The sequence below is a fragment of the Rhodanobacter umsongensis genome, from assembly GCF_042654965.1.
Taxonomy (GTDB): domain Bacteria; phylum Pseudomonadota; class Gammaproteobacteria; order Xanthomonadales; family Rhodanobacteraceae; genus Rhodanobacter; species Rhodanobacter umsongensis.
The window spans coordinates 451,759-466,824 of sequence record NZ_JBHSMK010000005.1 but is presented as its reverse complement, the minus strand read 5'-3'; the positions used below and the strand labels follow the sequence as shown (position 1 = coordinate 466,824).

At 64.3% G+C, this 15,066-nt stretch carries 17 protein-coding genes and 1 tRNA gene; 9 read left to right on the top strand and 9 right to left on the bottom strand.

What is annotated here, in order from left to right; genetic code table 11:
* Positions 1-39: 39 nt before the first annotated feature.
* From ACFPME_RS11235 to ACFPME_RS11225, 3 genes are read left to right on the top strand one after another with little or no spacing between them, the layout of a single operon-like run.
* A complete protein-coding gene (locus tag ACFPME_RS11235; protein WP_377305236.1) occupies positions 40-363 on the top strand; it encodes a PepSY domain-containing protein in 324 nt (107 codons plus the stop codon).
* Positions 363-1,055, top strand: a complete 693-nt coding sequence (locus ACFPME_RS11230; protein ID WP_056391729.1) for a response regulator transcription factor — start codon at positions 363-365, stop codon at positions 1,053-1,055. Before ACFPME_RS11235 ends, ACFPME_RS11230 begins: the two co-directional genes overlap by 1 nt.
* Positions 1,021-2,448 (top strand): ATP-binding protein, encoded by a 1,428-nt coding sequence (locus tag ACFPME_RS11225; protein ID WP_377305233.1) that lies wholly within the window; start codon positions 1,021-1,023, stop codon positions 2,446-2,448. Before ACFPME_RS11230 ends, ACFPME_RS11225 begins: the two co-directional genes overlap by 35 nt.
* A 105-nt stretch (positions 2,449-2,553) precedes the next feature.
* Here ACFPME_RS11225 and ACFPME_RS11220 read toward each other — a convergent pair whose 3' ends face one another.
* Positions 2,554-3,348, bottom strand: coding sequence for a M90 family metallopeptidase (locus ACFPME_RS11220; protein WP_465269173.1), 795 nt, complete (start codon positions 3,346-3,348; stop codon positions 2,554-2,556).
* Positions 3,349-3,360: 12 nt separating this feature from the next.
* Positions 3,361-3,684, bottom strand: coding sequence for a hypothetical protein (locus ACFPME_RS11215; RefSeq protein ID WP_377305229.1), 324 nt, complete (start codon positions 3,682-3,684; stop codon positions 3,361-3,363).
* A gap of 214 nt (positions 3,685-3,898) precedes the next feature.
* Here ACFPME_RS11215 and ACFPME_RS11210 point away from each other — a divergent pair, with 214 nt between their 5' ends.
* The 4 genes from ACFPME_RS11210 to ACFPME_RS11195 all read left to right on the top strand — a co-directional run bounded on the left by ACFPME_RS11210 (position 3,899) and on the right by ACFPME_RS11195 (position 6,465).
* A complete protein-coding gene (locus ACFPME_RS11210; RefSeq protein WP_377305227.1) occupies positions 3,899-4,888 on the top strand; it encodes a biotin--[acetyl-CoA-carboxylase] ligase in 990 nt (329 codons plus the stop codon).
* Positions 4,885-5,649, top strand: a complete 765-nt coding sequence (locus ACFPME_RS11205) for a type III pantothenate kinase (protein WP_377305225.1) — start codon at positions 4,885-4,887, stop codon at positions 5,647-5,649. The genes ACFPME_RS11210 and ACFPME_RS11205 overlap by 4 nt, the downstream gene beginning before the upstream one ends.
* Before the next feature lie 32 nt (positions 5,650-5,681).
* Positions 5,682-6,350, top strand: coding sequence for an SPOR domain-containing protein (locus tag ACFPME_RS11200; RefSeq protein ID WP_377305223.1), 669 nt, complete (start codon positions 5,682-5,684; stop codon positions 6,348-6,350).
* Between the two features lie 39 nt (positions 6,351-6,389).
* Positions 6,390-6,465, top strand: a tRNA-Thr gene (locus tag ACFPME_RS11195).
* A 69-nt stretch (positions 6,466-6,534) separates the two neighbouring features.
* Here the strand turns inward: ACFPME_RS11195 and ACFPME_RS11190 are convergent.
* From ACFPME_RS11190 to ACFPME_RS11160, 7 genes are all read right to left on the bottom strand, one after another.
* Positions 6,535-7,002: a hypothetical protein gene (locus ACFPME_RS11190; RefSeq protein ID WP_377305221.1), complete on the bottom strand. Its 468-nt coding sequence runs from the start codon at positions 7,000-7,002 to the stop codon at positions 6,535-6,537.
* A gap of 9 nt (positions 7,003-7,011) precedes the next feature.
* Positions 7,012-7,557 carry a Panacea domain-containing protein gene (locus tag ACFPME_RS11185; RefSeq protein WP_377305219.1) on the bottom strand — a complete coding sequence of 182 codons (546 nt, stop codon included), beginning with the start codon at positions 7,555-7,557 and terminating at the stop codon, positions 7,012-7,014.
* Positions 7,558-8,873: 1,316 nt separating this feature from the next.
* Entirely contained in the window at positions 8,874-10,277 is a 1,404-nt protein-coding gene (locus ACFPME_RS11180; RefSeq protein ID WP_377305216.1) for a hypothetical protein, read from the bottom strand.
* 9 nt (positions 10,278-10,286) lie between these two features.
* A complete protein-coding gene (locus ACFPME_RS11175) occupies positions 10,287-12,362 on the bottom strand; it encodes a glycosyl hydrolase family 28-related protein (RefSeq protein WP_377305214.1) in 2,076 nt (691 codons plus the stop codon).
* A 150-nt stretch (positions 12,363-12,512) separates the two neighbouring features.
* Positions 12,513-13,043 (bottom strand): terminase small subunit, encoded by a 531-nt coding sequence (locus ACFPME_RS11170; protein WP_377305212.1) that lies wholly within the window; start codon positions 13,041-13,043, stop codon positions 12,513-12,515.
* A 1-nt stretch (position 13,044) separates the two neighbouring features.
* On the bottom strand, positions 13,045-13,677 hold the full coding sequence (locus ACFPME_RS11165; RefSeq protein ID WP_377305210.1) for a hypothetical protein: 633 nt from the start codon (positions 13,675-13,677) through the stop codon (positions 13,045-13,047).
* Entirely contained in the window at positions 13,674-14,300 is a 627-nt protein-coding gene (locus ACFPME_RS11160; RefSeq protein WP_377305208.1) for a hypothetical protein, read from the bottom strand. Before ACFPME_RS11160 ends, ACFPME_RS11165 begins: the two co-directional genes overlap by 4 nt.
* Positions 14,301-14,695: 395 nt before the next feature.
* Between ACFPME_RS11160 and ACFPME_RS11155 the strand changes: the two genes are divergently transcribed.
* Positions 14,696-14,848 (top strand): hypothetical protein, encoded by a 153-nt coding sequence (locus ACFPME_RS11155; protein WP_377305206.1) that lies wholly within the window; start codon positions 14,696-14,698, stop codon positions 14,846-14,848.
* On the top strand, positions 14,845-15,036 hold the full coding sequence (locus ACFPME_RS11150; protein WP_377305204.1) for a DNA-binding protein: 192 nt from the start codon (positions 14,845-14,847) through the stop codon (positions 15,034-15,036). The genes ACFPME_RS11155 and ACFPME_RS11150 overlap by 4 nt, the downstream gene beginning before the upstream one ends.
* Positions 15,037-15,066: the final 30 nt, after the last annotated feature.

The following is a 15,066-nucleotide window of genomic DNA, read 5'->3' as shown; positions in this document are numbered from 1 at the left end:
GGCTGGACGCTACGGCAGGTGCCGGGTGGAATACTCACGATGACAACGCACAAAAGCTTCATCCTTGCTCTGTTCATATCGGTGTTCACCGGGTTGTCCGGGGCGGCTTTGGCGCAGTCGGCCAAGTCGGCGGTGACGCTGGACCAGGCGGTGTTCAGGGTGCAGCAGGACACCGGCGGCAAGGTGTTGTCCGCCGAGCAAAGGGGGGTTGGGCATCGGCAGGAGTACCGCATCAAGGTGCTCACCCCCGACGGTCACGTCAAGGTGATGGTGGTCTCTTCCGAATCGGGCAAGAATCCGACATCCAACCAGTCAACCAAGAGTCCGCCCGCGAAACACGCGGGCAGCAAGGAGAAACACTGATGCGCATCCTGTTGGTGGAGGACGAGGCACCGTTGCGCGAGACGCTGGCGGCACGCCTGAAACGGGACGGCTTTGCCGTGGATGCGGCGCAGGACGGCGAGGAGGGCATCTACCTCGGCCGCGAGGTGCCGTTCGACCTGGCGATCATCGACCTGGGCCTGCCCAAGATGTCCGGCATGGAGCTGGTCAAGGCATTGCGCGAGCATGGCCAGCGCTATCCGATCCTGATCCTGACCGCGCGCGGCAGCTGGCAGGACAAGGTCGAGGGGCTGAAGTACGGCGCCGACGACTACCTGGTGAAACCGTTCCACGTCGAGGAACTGCTGGCGCGCATCAACGCACTGGTGCGCCGCGCCAGCGGCTGGTCGAAGCCGATCCTGGCCTGCGGCATGATCAAGCTGGACACCACCGCGCAGACGGTGACGGTGGAGGGCAAGCTGGTCGACCTTACCAGCTACGAATACAAGGTGCTGGAATACCTGATGCTGCATGCCGGCGAGCTGGTTTCCAAGGCCGACCTCACCGAGCACATCTACCAGCAGGATTTCGACCGCGACTCCAACGTGCTCGAAGTGTTCATCGGCCGGTTGCGGCGCAAGCTCGATCCGGAAGGCACCCTCAAACCCATCGAGACGGTACGTGGACGCGGATACCGCTTTGCCATCCCGCGCACCGACGGCGACGACGAGTAACGAATCCGCATCGCCCGCGCACCGTCCGCTGTCCCTGGCGGCGCGCGCGGCGATCGCGACGGGATTCGTGCTGGCGGGGTTTCTCGGGCTGGTCGGGCTCACCTTGTCGCAGGCGAACAAGCAGCGCGCGCTGAGCGCGTTGCATGATCGGCTGCAGAATTTCGCGATCGCGTACATCACCCATACCGACGTCAACCGCTACGGCAAACTGCTGCCGCCGATCGACACGCTGCCGGATCCGAATTTCTCGGGGCCGGGATCCGGCCTGTACGCGGTGGCGATCGGTGACCGCGGATACCGCTGGGAATCCTCCTCGGCGATCGGGCGCGACTTCAGCTTCCTGAAACCGCTGGAGCCGGGCCAGAGCCAGTTCGTCGGCCCGATCGACACGCGCATGGGCCGGCTGTATTACTACAGCTACGGCGTGGCGCTGGACATGGAAGCGGGCAAGTCGGTGCGCCTGACCATGACGGTGGCGCAGTCGGAGGATCAGCTCGAAGGCGAGAACGCCGTATTCCGCCACACGCTGGTGATCTGGCTGTCGATCCTGGGCGTGATGCTGATCGTGCTGCAGCTGCTGCTGCTGCGCTGGAGCCTGACCCCCTTGCGCAAGGTGGCCAGCGACATGACCCGGGTCGAGCGCGGCGACAGCGAGCAGCTCGACAGCCAGTATCCGATGGAGCTTACCGGCCTGACCGAGCGCATCAACGCCTTCATCAACAACGAACGCGAACAGCGCACGCGCTATCGGCATACCCTGGCCGACCTGGCGCACAGCCTGAAAACGCCGCTGGCGGTGATCCGCTCGCAACTCGAATCGCCCACCGCGGACGAGCCGACGCGGCTCAGCAGCGTGCTCGACCAGGTGCGGCGAATGAACGAACTGGTGGCCTACCAGTTGTCGCGCGCCGCCACCTCCGGGCGGCCGACGTTTGCCAGCGCGGTGCCGATCGCCGGGCACGCCGAAGATCTGGTGCAGAGTCTGGAGAAGGTATATGCAAGCAAGAACGTGCTGTGCGAATTCGACATCGCCGACGGCGCGGTGTTCTACGGCGAACAGGGCGACCTGCTCGAACTGCTCGGCAACCTTCTGGAAAATGCGTTCAAGTGGGCCGGCCACCGCGTGCTGCTGGTGGTGAAGATGCAGCCGCAGGCCGGCCGGCAGCGCCCGGGCCTGCTGTTGTGCGTGGAAGACGACGGCCCCGGCATCGCCGAGGACAAGATCGAGAAGGTGCTGCAGCGTGGCGTGCGTGGCGACGAGCGCGTGCAGGGTCACGGTATCGGTCTGTCGATCGTGCAGGACATCGTGCACGCCTACCAGGGCGAGCTGACCGTCGACCGTTCAACGGAATTCGGTGGCGCGCGCTTCTGCGTGAGACTGGCGGCAAGCTGAGCGGCGATGTCGCTTCAAGAAGCCGGCCGATCCTCGCTCCGATTTCCACTGATGCCGTAGCGCCCGGGGCAGGCTCCGGACCCCTCCGCGGAGGGACGGAAAATCTCAGCGCGCACGGCAGAAGCCAGCCGGCTCGCACCCCTCCGCCGGCGAGCGGCCGTAGAACGCCTCGAGCAACCCGGCAATGGCCGGCTCCGCCTGGCGCAATAACGCCGGTTGCGAATAGTGCAGTTCGCTGACCACGGCGAAGTATTCGCTGGCACTTTCCATGGCGTAATGATCGATCGGGCTTTCGCAGCTGTCCGCCGGCATGCTGACCAGGCGGTCGTAGGCCTGCTGAAACTGCACGATCCAGCGCCGCCGCGGTATCTCCACCAGCGGCGGCACGCCGTCGGGCGGGCCATCGAGCATATCCAGCTTGTGCGCCATCTCGTGCACGACGACGTTGTAGCCGTCCCATGGCTGCTCCAGATCCAGCTGCACGTCGGCCAGCGACAGCACCAGCGGCCCATGTTCCCAGGCCTCGCCGGCCAGGACCTCGTCGCCTGCGGTGACCACGCCGGTACGGTCATCATGATGACTGCGGCGCACCTTGAACTCCCCCGGGTAGATCAGCACGTCGCGCCAGCCGCGCAGGCTGGCCGCCCCTTGCTGCAACGCCGGCAGGCAGGCCTGCATGGCGATCAGCAGCCGCCAGTAGTCGTCAAGCACGGCGCCAGCGAGGGCATGAAAGCGTTTGCGCGCGAGAAACAGCGCGGCGAGCCGGCGCAGTTGCTGCTGCCGTTCGGGATCGAGCCGGCGTGCCAGCGGACAGGCGATCAGCGCTCGCCGCCAAAGCGGGTCGGGCACCGGCGCCGGTTCAAATCGCGTCAGCAGCGACGGCCACCAGTGTCCCGGCATGACGCCGAGCGCTTACTGGATGGAACCAGGCAGCAGCGATTGCCAGCCCAGGTGCAGCCGGCGGGTTTGCGTCGGCGTCGAGGATGCGCCGCCGGAGTGGTCGTTGCCGCTGCCCGAGGTGGTGCCGGAGGTATCGCCGCTGCCGCCGGCCGGGGGGCAATCGCGGGCAAGCCCGAGTGCATCACCGCCGCTGGCATTGCCGCCGCGCGCACTGGCACTGTCGGCCGTCGCGTGCGGGGAGCTGTCCAGATCCTGGGTATCCATGCTCGTCGCGGTGGCAGTGCCGATCCCGGCGATGCACAAGGCGCAACCGATAAGCCAATGGGTGGCACGCATGGCGATCGAACTCCCGGACAAGCAAGCGAAGACTCCGGATCGTCTCAGAAACACCGGTGCTCTGCCAGTGCTGCGACCTAAGGCCTGCGCACCATGCCGAGGGCCGGATGCCGCGCAGTGGCGTGCCGGGCTAAAATCCCGGAATGCTCATTCCGTCTCGTGTCTCCACTCCTTGCCGCCTCGCGACCTTCCTCGCGGCGTCGGGCACCAGTTGATGCAGCCGGCACAGTTGCTGGAACGGCTCGCGGCGGGCGAGCCGCTCTCCGGAGCGGCTCTTGCCGCGCAGGCTGGAGTGACCCGCGCGGCGATCTGGAAACAGGTCGAAGCGCTGCGCGCCCGCGGGGTGCCGATCGAGGCACGCGGGTCGGCGGGGTACCGCCTGCCGTGGCCGCTGCAGATGCTTGATGCCAGCCGGATCCAGGCTGCCCTGCCGGCACCGCTGGCAAGTTCACTGGGCGCGCTGGAGCTGCATTGGGAACTGGATTCCACCTCCAGCGAATTGCAACGCCGCGGCGCTGCCGCCCACGATCTCAGCATCGTGCTGGCGGAAACCCAGACGGCGGGCCGCGGCCGCCGTGGCCGCGCGTGGCTGTCGCCGCCGGGGCTGAACCTGTATCTGTCGTGCCTCAAACGGTTCGACCAGGGCTTCGCCGCACTGAGCGGTTTGTCGCTGGCGATCGGGGTGATCGTGCTGCGTGCGCTGGAGCAGCTCGGCGTCGCTGGTGCGGCCCTCAAATGGCCGAACGACGTGCTTGCCGTCACGGCCGGCCAGGCGGGCGGCAAACTGGGAGGCATCCTGGTCGAGCTGAGCGGGGAGTACCAGGGGCCGTGCGCGGCGATCATCGGCATCGGCCTCAACCTGCGGTTGACTCCGGCGTTGCACGCACAGGCCGGGCAGCCTACTTGCGATCTGGCCACGCTGGCCGATGGCACGCCACCGGATCGCAACCGCGTCGCCGCGGCGTTGATCGCGGCGCTGGTGGAAGGCCTGCGGCAGTTCGAGCGCGAGGGTTTTGCCGGTTTTCTCGCCGACTACGGCCGCCACGACCTCTTGTTCGATCAACCGCTGCATCTGAGCGGCGCGCTGGGCACGTTCGACGGCGTCGGCGCTGGCGTCGATGCCCGCGGGGCGCTGCAGGTGTGCATGGCCGACGGCAGCGTGCGCCGGATCGACAGCGCGGACGTCACGGTGCGTGCCGCATGAGGCTGCTGCTGGACATGGGCAACTCGCGCTTGAAGTGGGCGCTGCAGGCGGCGCCGTCCGCGTGGCTGGCGCACGGGGCGGTGGATTGGCGGCAGGCCGATGTCCCGGCGCAACTGGCGTCAGCCTGGGCCACCCTGCCGCGTCCAGACAACGTATTCGTCGCATCGGTGGTCGACAGCGCGCGCGAGGCCGAGCTGGCAAACGTGATCGAGCGCCTGTTTGCGCGCGTGCCGCATTGGCTGCGCACGCCCGCCTACGCCGCTGGCGTGCACAACGCCTACGCCGAACCACAGCGACTGGGCGTGGATCGCTTCCTGACCATGGTGGCGGCCTTGGCCGATGGCCAGGCACCCTGTGTGCTGGCCAGCGTGGGCACTGCACTCACGCTCGACGCGCTGGCTACCGATGGCCGGCACCTGGGCGGGTTGATCGCGCCCGGCCCGCTGCTGATGCAACACTCGCTGCTGACCGCCACCGCGCGTGTGCGGCCGGAGCGGCCCGGTGACATTGTGGAACTGGCCGACAACACCGCCGACGCGGTGGCATCGGGCTGCTGGCTGGCGGCGGCCGCGTTGACCGAACGATTCGTGGCGCAGATGACCCTGCGATTTGGCAGTCGGCCCGCGCTGATCCTAGGCGGCGGTGATGCCGCCCGGCTGGCGCCGCTGCTGTCGGCGCCGGTGCGGCTGAAGGAGGACAGTGTGCTGCGCGGCCTGGCCGTGTGGGCGACCACACAACAGGCGACCACATCGCCCGACTAGAATGGCGATGGTTGCGGTTTGACGGGGGTCGGATGTTTCTGCGTCTGCTGTTTGTTCTCTTGAGCGCGCTCAATATCGCGGTGGGTGCCTGGTTGCTGCTGGGCCAGCCGTATGCCCGTGGCGGCAACCCCACCGATCCTGGCGTGGCCGAGCTGCGCCTGTTGTCCGAAATGCCCGAGGCAGACATCAGGGCATCGACCCCCGCCACCGTCGTCGCGCCGGCGACCGCCGCGGAACCCGAACCCAGCTACAGCTGCGTCGCGCTGGGCCCGTTCGCCACACCGCAGGACCTGCGCAACGCACGGCGGGCGCTGGCCACGCAGGCCACGCGCATGCGCTCGCGCCAGGAGCAGGCCAGCCAAGCCAATGGCTGGTGGGTATACCTGCCGGCCGCCGGCAGTCGCGCACAGGCGCTGGAACAGGCCCGGCAGTTGGGTGCACACCATATCGGCGACTACTTCGTGGTCAGCTCCGGCGACCAGCCCAACACGATTTCGCTGGGCCTGTTCAAGGACCCTGCGAATGCGCGCAAGCGCCGCGACGAGGTCGCCGCCGCCGGCTTTCCCGCCCGCATGAGCGAGCGCAGCGAAAGCGTTCCCGAATACTGGTTGGACCTGGTCGTCGCCGACCGTGGCCGTTTCGACTGGCGCAGCCGCGTCGCCGCCAGCGGCATCGGCTCGCACAGCACGGGCTGCTTTTGAGCATCAGCCATGGCGGCCCTGCTAGAATCCCCCACCTTCGCCGGCATAGCTCAGTTGGTAGAGCAACTGATTTGTAATCAGTAGGTCCCCAGTTCGAATCCGGGTGCCGGCACCAGAAAAAACAAAGGCTTGCATTGCTGCAAGCCTTTTTATTTTGGGTTGAGGCAACAGGTAGGCAACAGCGCTAGTGCGCTGGGGGAATAGCTTCTAGATTGCGGCAGCAGGCTCTGATGACCTGAGGCGACTCAGTGCGCGACTGCTTGAGCGCCGCGAGCATCTGATTGCGCGTGTCTTCGGATATGGAGCCCAAAAGCCAGTCCGGCGTCGCGACCAGTTGCCTCACAAGTTCTTCGGTATCGTAAGCGCGAACACGCGAACAATCGATATTCGAATCCCTTTTCATGAATGGATGTTGCGAAACAGGCATTGTGACTTGGCAAACCAAAAGGTCACGAGCCTTCAGGATGGCGTTTAGGTCGCTGTTGATGACCACTGTCAGTGTGTTGTCGCTCGAATCAAGCACGACGAAACGCTTCGGCTGGATTTCGCCATCATCCATTCTTGCTTCAAACCGAATGACTGTGCCGGGTACGAGGTTTTTCCGGACGTGTTGTTCTTGATAGGCCGGGGGAAACGCATCCTTGAGAGACACTGAATATCCTTATGCGGCCATGTACTCGAGAACTTGTTCGGCGTTGTCCAGCGTCCCCGCAATGGCGGTCAGGGGCATTTCACCCTGCCCTTTGCGACGACTCTCTGCTTCTTGCCAGCCCATTTTCCAAGCGTCGTCATGACTGAGGTCCGTTCTCTCCTTGAAGCCCATATTTCCCCAAAGGCGAACGGCTTCCCCCATGCATTCAATGTCTGCAGGCGACAACAGATCTAAATCGGGATCGCGCAGCGCCGTGACGGCATCGCCCGCTACAACGACCGTGCCAGCCACCAGCTGCGGATAGTTGGCCGGTATGAAACGCCCCCTCTCGCCCCGAGCCGCTTTGAGAAGGTCATATGTTTTTGACGCAACCGGGCCGAATTCCATCGCGACGTAGGAGTCTTTGCTAGCGACAAAGCCATAGCGCGACATATGAAGCTTGTCCGCGAAATAGCGAAGCTTCAAAATTTCATGGAGTGTTGGGTTATTGACCCTACGCGCGAGGAACAAAATCGACTCGACGGCGCTCCTTGGGTCGAACGAATTCTCACGCATTTGCGTGCTCTCCCGGGCGGTAACGTGCGTATTGTGCACCACTATGCACAGGTTATCCACAGGGCAGTTTAGGGACGTGAACGCTGCTACAGGTTGGCCTCAGCGCGTGAGACACCGCGCCGCTAACCTGTGACGATGGCCCGCAAAGTCCACCGCGCGAAATCCTTCTCCTATGACCTGCTGGCAGACTGGCGGCCGTACGCTGTGCCGCCGGACCAGGTGCGCAACGTGTTCGGCTGGACCTACCACGGTACGGTTACGCTCGAGGGCGTTACCGGTGCGCTGGCGCATCGGCAGGGATGGTTCGGAATCGCGGTCGGCAGCTCCGAAGTACGAGAGCTGGGAATGTGGGAACGCATCCGAATAGGCGATGACATCCGGTCCAGGAGCGTCCCAGGTTGGGACACCGCGCCGACGTATCCAGAGACGCACCCAACGCCAGCCGCGGGCCGCTAGAGCATTACGCTCACATTGACGCCGCGATTGGCAGGGCAAGCAGGGCCAGAAATAGCAAAACTGAAACTCCAATCACCAGAATACACAACGCGGCATCCACCGCGCGCCCGACCTTCGTCCACATGGATTTTCCCTGTTACCCGGCGCGCTTTGTACCACAACTTCAGCGGCCGTCAGAGGCTTGCGGAGCTGACACGATTATCGGCAATCCCTGACAGCACAATATTGCCGACCCAAGCACTATGGTTACGCCCCGCGAGTCTGGCCCGAGCCGACAGGTGTCTGGCGCAAGCCGACGCTGCAACGTCAGGTGGAACCGACGAACCGGGGCATTCTTCATGGTGGGGCTTTCATTCCCCGAAAGCCTCGACCCTTCGCGCCTGAAATCGGGCGCTGGATGCGGTGCCGTTGGTGTACTGAAAGCCGTCGCGTGTAGTATCCCGGGCAAGAACGCGGTGGGAGTCGCCGCGTCGGATAGCTCATTCCCCGGGGGGAATCATGCGCAGATCAGCGGCATTTTTGGCGTTGTGCCTCGGCCTTACGGGGTGTGTTTCGATAACGCCGCGAGCGGAGAAAATTCAGCTTCATCCGTCCACCAGCAATTTGCTCGAACACTGTGAACGCCTGGGCCCGGTGTCGGCGGAGGCCTCCGCGTGGACCCAGCCAAACTGGGGTAGCGTAGACCAGCAGGTGACGAACAATCTCCGGCAAAACGCTGCGGCGAAGTGGCCGGACAAAGTCGATTCCGTTGCACTGATAAATATCGACCACGAAAACACGAAAGCGACCGCGAACGGCGTCGCCTACAAGTGTTTTTGATCAGGCGGCTATCTGGCGATAGAAGGGGCGCGCGGAAACCATCAAGCCGCGCCACCGGTGGCAGCGAAGCACGCCGCGGCCATCTCGTGCGCGCGGCCCATTGCATCGGCATCGACCAGTTCCCGCTGCATGCGCTGAGTCAGCTGTGACACTGAAATCGTGTTGCCAGGTTCCCCATCAGGATCCGGCACCCGCAGATCGCCGTACTGGCTGGTAAGTCGGTCGATGCGGTATTGCGTGGGCGCATCGAATTGCACGGGTGAGGGCTTGCCTTCGGCATCCGGCGGGATCGGGCCCAGCGGTTCACCGCCGGTGCGCGCAGGCGGCTCTATCTCGGCGATTGGCGTCACGGCATCCGCGAACCCCGGCAATTCAGCGTGAGCTGCCTCCGTGATCATCGCGGCCGTGTCGTGGCTGGGATCGCGCAGCGTGCCCTCGGCTAGCGTCCGCGCGTCGTCCGCAGATACCTTCGGGGTGTCGCCGTTGGCTACGCTGTCCAGCGCCTCGGACATCACGCGAACGTGGGTGTTCGCCGCAGCCGGGTCGACGGCAACTCCCGTCGATGATCGTTCAAAGTGGTTCTGTGCCAGCACCGCGGCCGACGTGTCGACGTCCGCCGGATTGACGTCAGCGGGCTTGATGCCGCGCGTTTCTGCCCAGTGACTGTGCACGCCGAACGCCAGGCCCATCAAGATGTCCGCGCGCAACGAATCCCTGTCAAAAATCTTTTGCTGGTCCGCCGCCACATCGTACCCGTTGGCTTTCAGAACGCCCCAGGTGGCAGCCCTGCCGCCCACATCGAGCGCCTGATTCACGATCATGCCGGAGAGGGCTTTGCCGATGAGCGTTTTGCCAAACATCGGCACTGAAGCGAAAGCCGCAGACGTCGCTCCGGTCACCGCCGCCTTCTCGGCGGCCGTGTTTGGGTCCAGGCCGGCGGCGACGTCTGTCTGGTAGCTATCGTGCGCTTCGGTGCTGCCATACAGCGCGGCGGCACCCCAGGGGCCGACTACCGGCGTAGCACCGGAGATAATCCCCACCGCCTTGACCGGTCCAAACACCGTGCGACCCAGCGCGCCAGTGATGCGCGGATCTTCGCCAGTGGCCGCCCATTGCTGCATGACGGCAGTAGCTGCGTTGGCTGAGGCACGTGCCTGCGGATCGAACTCCGGCATTGTCTCGTAACCCAGCAGCGACTTCATGCTGCTGTTCAACTCGTCGATGCTGCCGACCGCGTTGCTTACCGACTCACCTACCTGAGTATCTGCGAGCGAGTCTTTGGCCAGGCCGCCGAGCGCGCCGGCCGCAGACACCAGTGCCTTAGGCACTGTAGTGAGCAGGCCGTCTAGACCGCTGGCGCCCGGCAGTTCCGTTGTGACGTTGCCGCCCTGCGCCATCGTCTGCAGGTTGTATTCGTCGTCCGGCTGCGTGTTCAGATAACCCATGTCAGTTCCTCACCATTGCGGGATGTACCACGGGCCCGAGCCACCAGTCACGGGACCGGAACCCACGAAGAGGACGCGGGCGCTCAGCAACAGACAGGCGTCCGTATTCGTATCGGTGGCGCCGTTGCGGATGATGCGCAGCAGCAGGTTGTCGCCAGCCGCCACCGTCAGCGGCGTGGTGAACGTCATCGTGTATGCCGCGATGGTGTACTGCGCCGGAGCCGTTACCGTGTAGGTCTGGCTTACGAGCGGAGTCACCACCGACGACTTGTTGCCATCGGCGGCGTTGGATGCCTGGACTTGGAAGCTCAGGTTTCCGCCTGACGTTCCGTTGGTGCTGACGCGCAGTTCAATGCCGGTGATCTGTCCGGCCTCGCAGTCGTAATCCGGCGACAGGATGGCGGTCATGGCCGAGCTTACGGCGTCCGGCCAAGTACGGCCCAGCCACTGCGATGAAAGCTGGAGCGTTGAAGTGTTGGTGTCCGCAACCCAGTCCGCACTGTTGATCGAGATTTTCTTGCGCAGCTTGAAGAAGTGGCTCCGGTGTTCCTTGCCGTTCGTGTAGTCCACCAACGAACCCATCCACGAGGACGTGCCGGCAAGCTGTGCGATAGAGCCGCCTTCCGCGCTGTAGTGCAGAACGTGGTTGCCAAACAGGCCATTGTCCCAAGCCGTGTACCCGCCGAGCCACTTGAAGGTGTTGTTGTTCGCCGGCTGCGCGCCGACGTTCAGCACCTTGAGCGTGCCGCCTGTACCGCCAGCCTGGCGCGTACCGGAGATGAACTCGAATTGGCAGTTGTCGGCCTCCTGCATGATGACCATGAAGCCGTTGTACAGAAGCCCGGTCACTGGGCCGATGAAATGCTGCGTTGCCGGCGCCGTGCTGCCGTTGCCTCGAATGGAAAGTCCGTGGGCGTTCTGGCACGCGACGGTGCTGCCCCAGATAAAGTCCATTCGCTCGACGATGTTGTGTTCCGAGAACACGGCGGCCGATCCGCTGTCCGAACACAGGTCCACGCCGGCATGCCGTACCTGTCCGACGCGGCCTTCAAATTTTGTATTGCGGCAGTTGTCGAAACGCACCGCGTAGCCGATGTTGCCGTTGCCGTTCCACGCGATGCCACGCGTACCGCCGCCGAAGATGCAGTTACCCACCGTCGCGGGCTTGATGGTGAACATCACACCAAAGTCATCGACGGCGCCCGTCCATAGAATGAGCGGCGTATTCGCGCCCGACCCGTTGGTGCTCGGCGAGTTGTCGTACATGGTGTCGCTCTGAAGCAGCACACCAGAGTTCGCCACGACCTTGGTGGCCCACGCGTACTGGCCAGGAAGAACGCGCACGATGCCGCCATTGGGGAGTGCGTTGATGGCTGCCTGGAATGCGGGGCCGTCATCGGTCACGCCGTCGCCGATCGCGCCGTAGTCAAGGACGTTGACGGTGTCGCGAAGCTTGGCCTGCACCGTGCGAGCTACGGCGCCCGTGCCACTCTGTATGAAGCCGAGAAGCGCGGAGCCTGCCGACGCGGCGAGTGCCGACAGCGTGGCAATGAGGCTTGGCACGATGCCCGTTGCCGCAGACGTCACCAAGGTCTGCACTTGCAAAAGATTCGGCACGTCAGTGGGGTTGACGGCCGTCGCCACGTTGCTGATCGTGTTGCCGTCGGCGTTGTAGGTCGCGACCAATGGATCCCGGAACAGTCCGAAGTTCAGCTTGGCGATGATCTGTTGCACCAGCATCGTCAGCCGATCGAGCGCGCGCTCGTGGCTGGCGGCCGGGAACGGGCTGTTGGACGGGTACGCCGTTTCCTGTACCGCCGCGACGTTGCGCGCGATGTACAGCGTGTCGGGCGTGCCGCCGCCAGCGGGGGCCACCGTCATGGTCAGGCTCCCACCTGCCTCGACGCCCGCCCCGACCAGCACATAGTCCGTTCCCAGCGCCAAGGTGTTGACGCTGCCGGTGGCTCCGACTTTCTGCAACACCTGCAGATCGGTGTTTGCCAGGAAGTAGAACGGAACTGGGAAGGTGACGGTGACCCCGTTACCCGTGTAGGTGGCCGTGCTGGTGGCGGTGTTGACGGTCATGTGGTGATTCCGGGGGCTGATTGTGTGTTTCGTACGAAAAAAATTTCGGAAGTTCGTTGGTGAGCTGGCCCTGGGTGAAACTGAGCGCGAGAATCCGGGGTGCCGGCCATCCGGGCCGGCCCTTTCGGTGTTGGATGGGACCCGCTGGATTCATAGATCCCAGTCCAAGCCGTTGGTAGTGAAATCGCGCGCAGCTGATTCGCTATCAATTGGGCGATCGGTCGCAACGCCAGGCACAGCAACAAAGTCGCCTTCGATGGTTGGGTCTGAGTCGCACCTGAGTCGCAATTGCGCGCGCTCTTTCGCTTCAGCCAGTGCTCCAGCCAGGTCGACACGCTCTATCGTGATGTCGACTTTTTCGCGCAGCAGGCCGACAAGACGCATCTTCAATTCAACGGCGCGAACGTAGGCATTGGCGTTGTCTGTCTTGACCGCGAACGCCATGCCGCTTTCACAGTCGGCCATCGCCTTCGCGCCGTTGTATTCCGCTTCGGCGACAAGCTTCTCACGCAGCTTGTCCAGCTCGGCGCGGACAAGCTTGTTCTCGTGCATGAGCGAATAAGCGGTGTGCTTGGCGGAACGCGGCGAATAGCCAGCTTGCACGGCGGCCTGCGCGGCGGGCATTCCGGTCTGGAAGGCGGCAACGAAGGCGATCTGTCGTGGCGTCAGCTCCCTAGGCACGTCACTTACCGAAGTACGCTTTGTGGTGGCGGGTCATGCCGCGATTCGCCAGCGCCTTGATCAGCGCCAGGTTGTTGCCGGCGCCGCTGCGCTCGGCCAGGTCAACCAGCTTGGGATTCGCCGCGGCCAGGTGCTGGAATTCGCGGCGAGCCCATTCGACCATCCAGCCGGCTTTCTCTTGGCCGTAGATCCCTTCAAGGTGCTGCAGGGTTTCGGCGCATTCCTGGGCGTTCTGCTCCGGCGTCGGCGCACGCGCCAGGCCCATCTTCACAATGCATTCGGCGCCGCCGGCGTCCTTGGCATCAATCCCAACGGCGTCGAGTGTCGACTTCATGTCGGCAAGCGCGGCGTATTGGTTGAACGGTTCGGCGCCTTCCGCGGCGGCCTCGCCTTCGTGCTCCGCGTCCCCTTCGGCCAGTGCGGCGGCGGCCTGTTCCTCGGTCCAGTGGCCACCAGCAACGAGCGCCTGAGCCATGACGGCGTCGGCGGTGTCTCGGCTGGCAGTGGCGGCTGCGGCAGGGGCCAGCAGGGCGCTGGCGTTGGGTGTGTTGAGGGTGGCAGGGGTGGGCGTGACCGTGTTGGGTGCTGCAGTGGCCGCGGCGCCTCCGGTTACGGCGGGTGCCTGGTCGCTCATTCGGACAGTCCCAGGATGTCCGCGCGGCGGCGGCGCATCACGTCCACGGACTCGTGGAACTTGACGGCAAACGGCCGATGGTCGCGCCAAGGCGGCGGACCACCGAACATGTGTAGCCGGTCGAATTCGGAAATGACCGAAACGCGCAGCTCGTCGGCCTCAAGGTAAAGGCCGTCACGGCGTGCGGTGCCGAAGTCGGCAGGTAGCGCGATTTCCAGCGCGATCTCGGCTTCACGCTGCGCGGCAATTTTCTCGGCGAGATTCTTGGTGGCGGCCTGGGTGGCGTCGGCAGCCTTGGCGCGCCGGTCGGCCAGGTCGACGCAATGCAACAGAGCCGCGTCCTGTTCGTCGCGCGCCTTCGCCCGCACCTGTTCCGCTGCCCGCGCCCGCGCAGCCTCCAGCGTCTGTCCTGTGCGGCTGTGGCGCTGACTGGCGGCGATGAGTGCGCCGTGCGCCTTGTCCGCCTCCTTGGCGTCGGCCCGGCCGTCAGCAACGGCCAGCGCCAGCTCGTCATACTTTCGGCGGGCAACCGAAACGTCTGCAGCCTCGGCGGCCAGCTGCGCCGTGAGGAGCGGCACCACGTCGCGGGGTTTGGTGGTCAGTTTGCTCAGGAAGGTGTCCATCGAGGTGGCGTCCGCAAGGTGTGAATGTGGCCGTTTGTTGCCTCATGTTGCCTTTTGAATAGCCATGTACGGTGGGCAATAGTCGGTAACTGATTGTATTATAACGTGAATAGCTCACGATAACCACCGGATTCCGACGGTCTGCCTACTCTTAACATAGCAGTAGGCTGAGTCGATTCAGGCGCCGGAGAGTCGTCAGGGCTATGCGGTGCGGACTTCTTCACGCACACGCGCCCGCGCGGGGCGGTCGGGTTAAAGCTGGCTATCTGGTGCAGAAGTAGCAACGGTTGCTGTTGCTAAAATAACAACAAAAACAATAAGTTGCATGACAATACGTCTCGGAGTAGCGTTCCCGTTCGCAGCCGTCCCGGCTGTGCTACCTGGGGAATCCGAATATGTTCACCCTTCAGATTCAGTGCGCCACCCTTGATGATGCCGAGCAGATCATCGAGGCCCTGAAATCCAGCCATGACCGCGCCGTGGTCGAGGCCCTGGCGGCCAGCGAACGCGCAGACACGTCCGTGGCCATGGCTGGCGACGCGGCGTGACCGTTCTGCACCTCACACCCGATGATCTGTCTGCACGCTGGCAGGGCACCATCAAGGTGCAGACGCTCACCGGGTGGCGGAACAAGAGAAAGGGGCCGCCGTTCGTGAAATTTGGCAGTCGCGTTCTCTATCCGCTGGACCGACTAGAGGAATGGGAAAAGAAACACACCGTGGAAACCAGGGATTGATCCCTTTAGAACCTCCCACCGCACCATGCG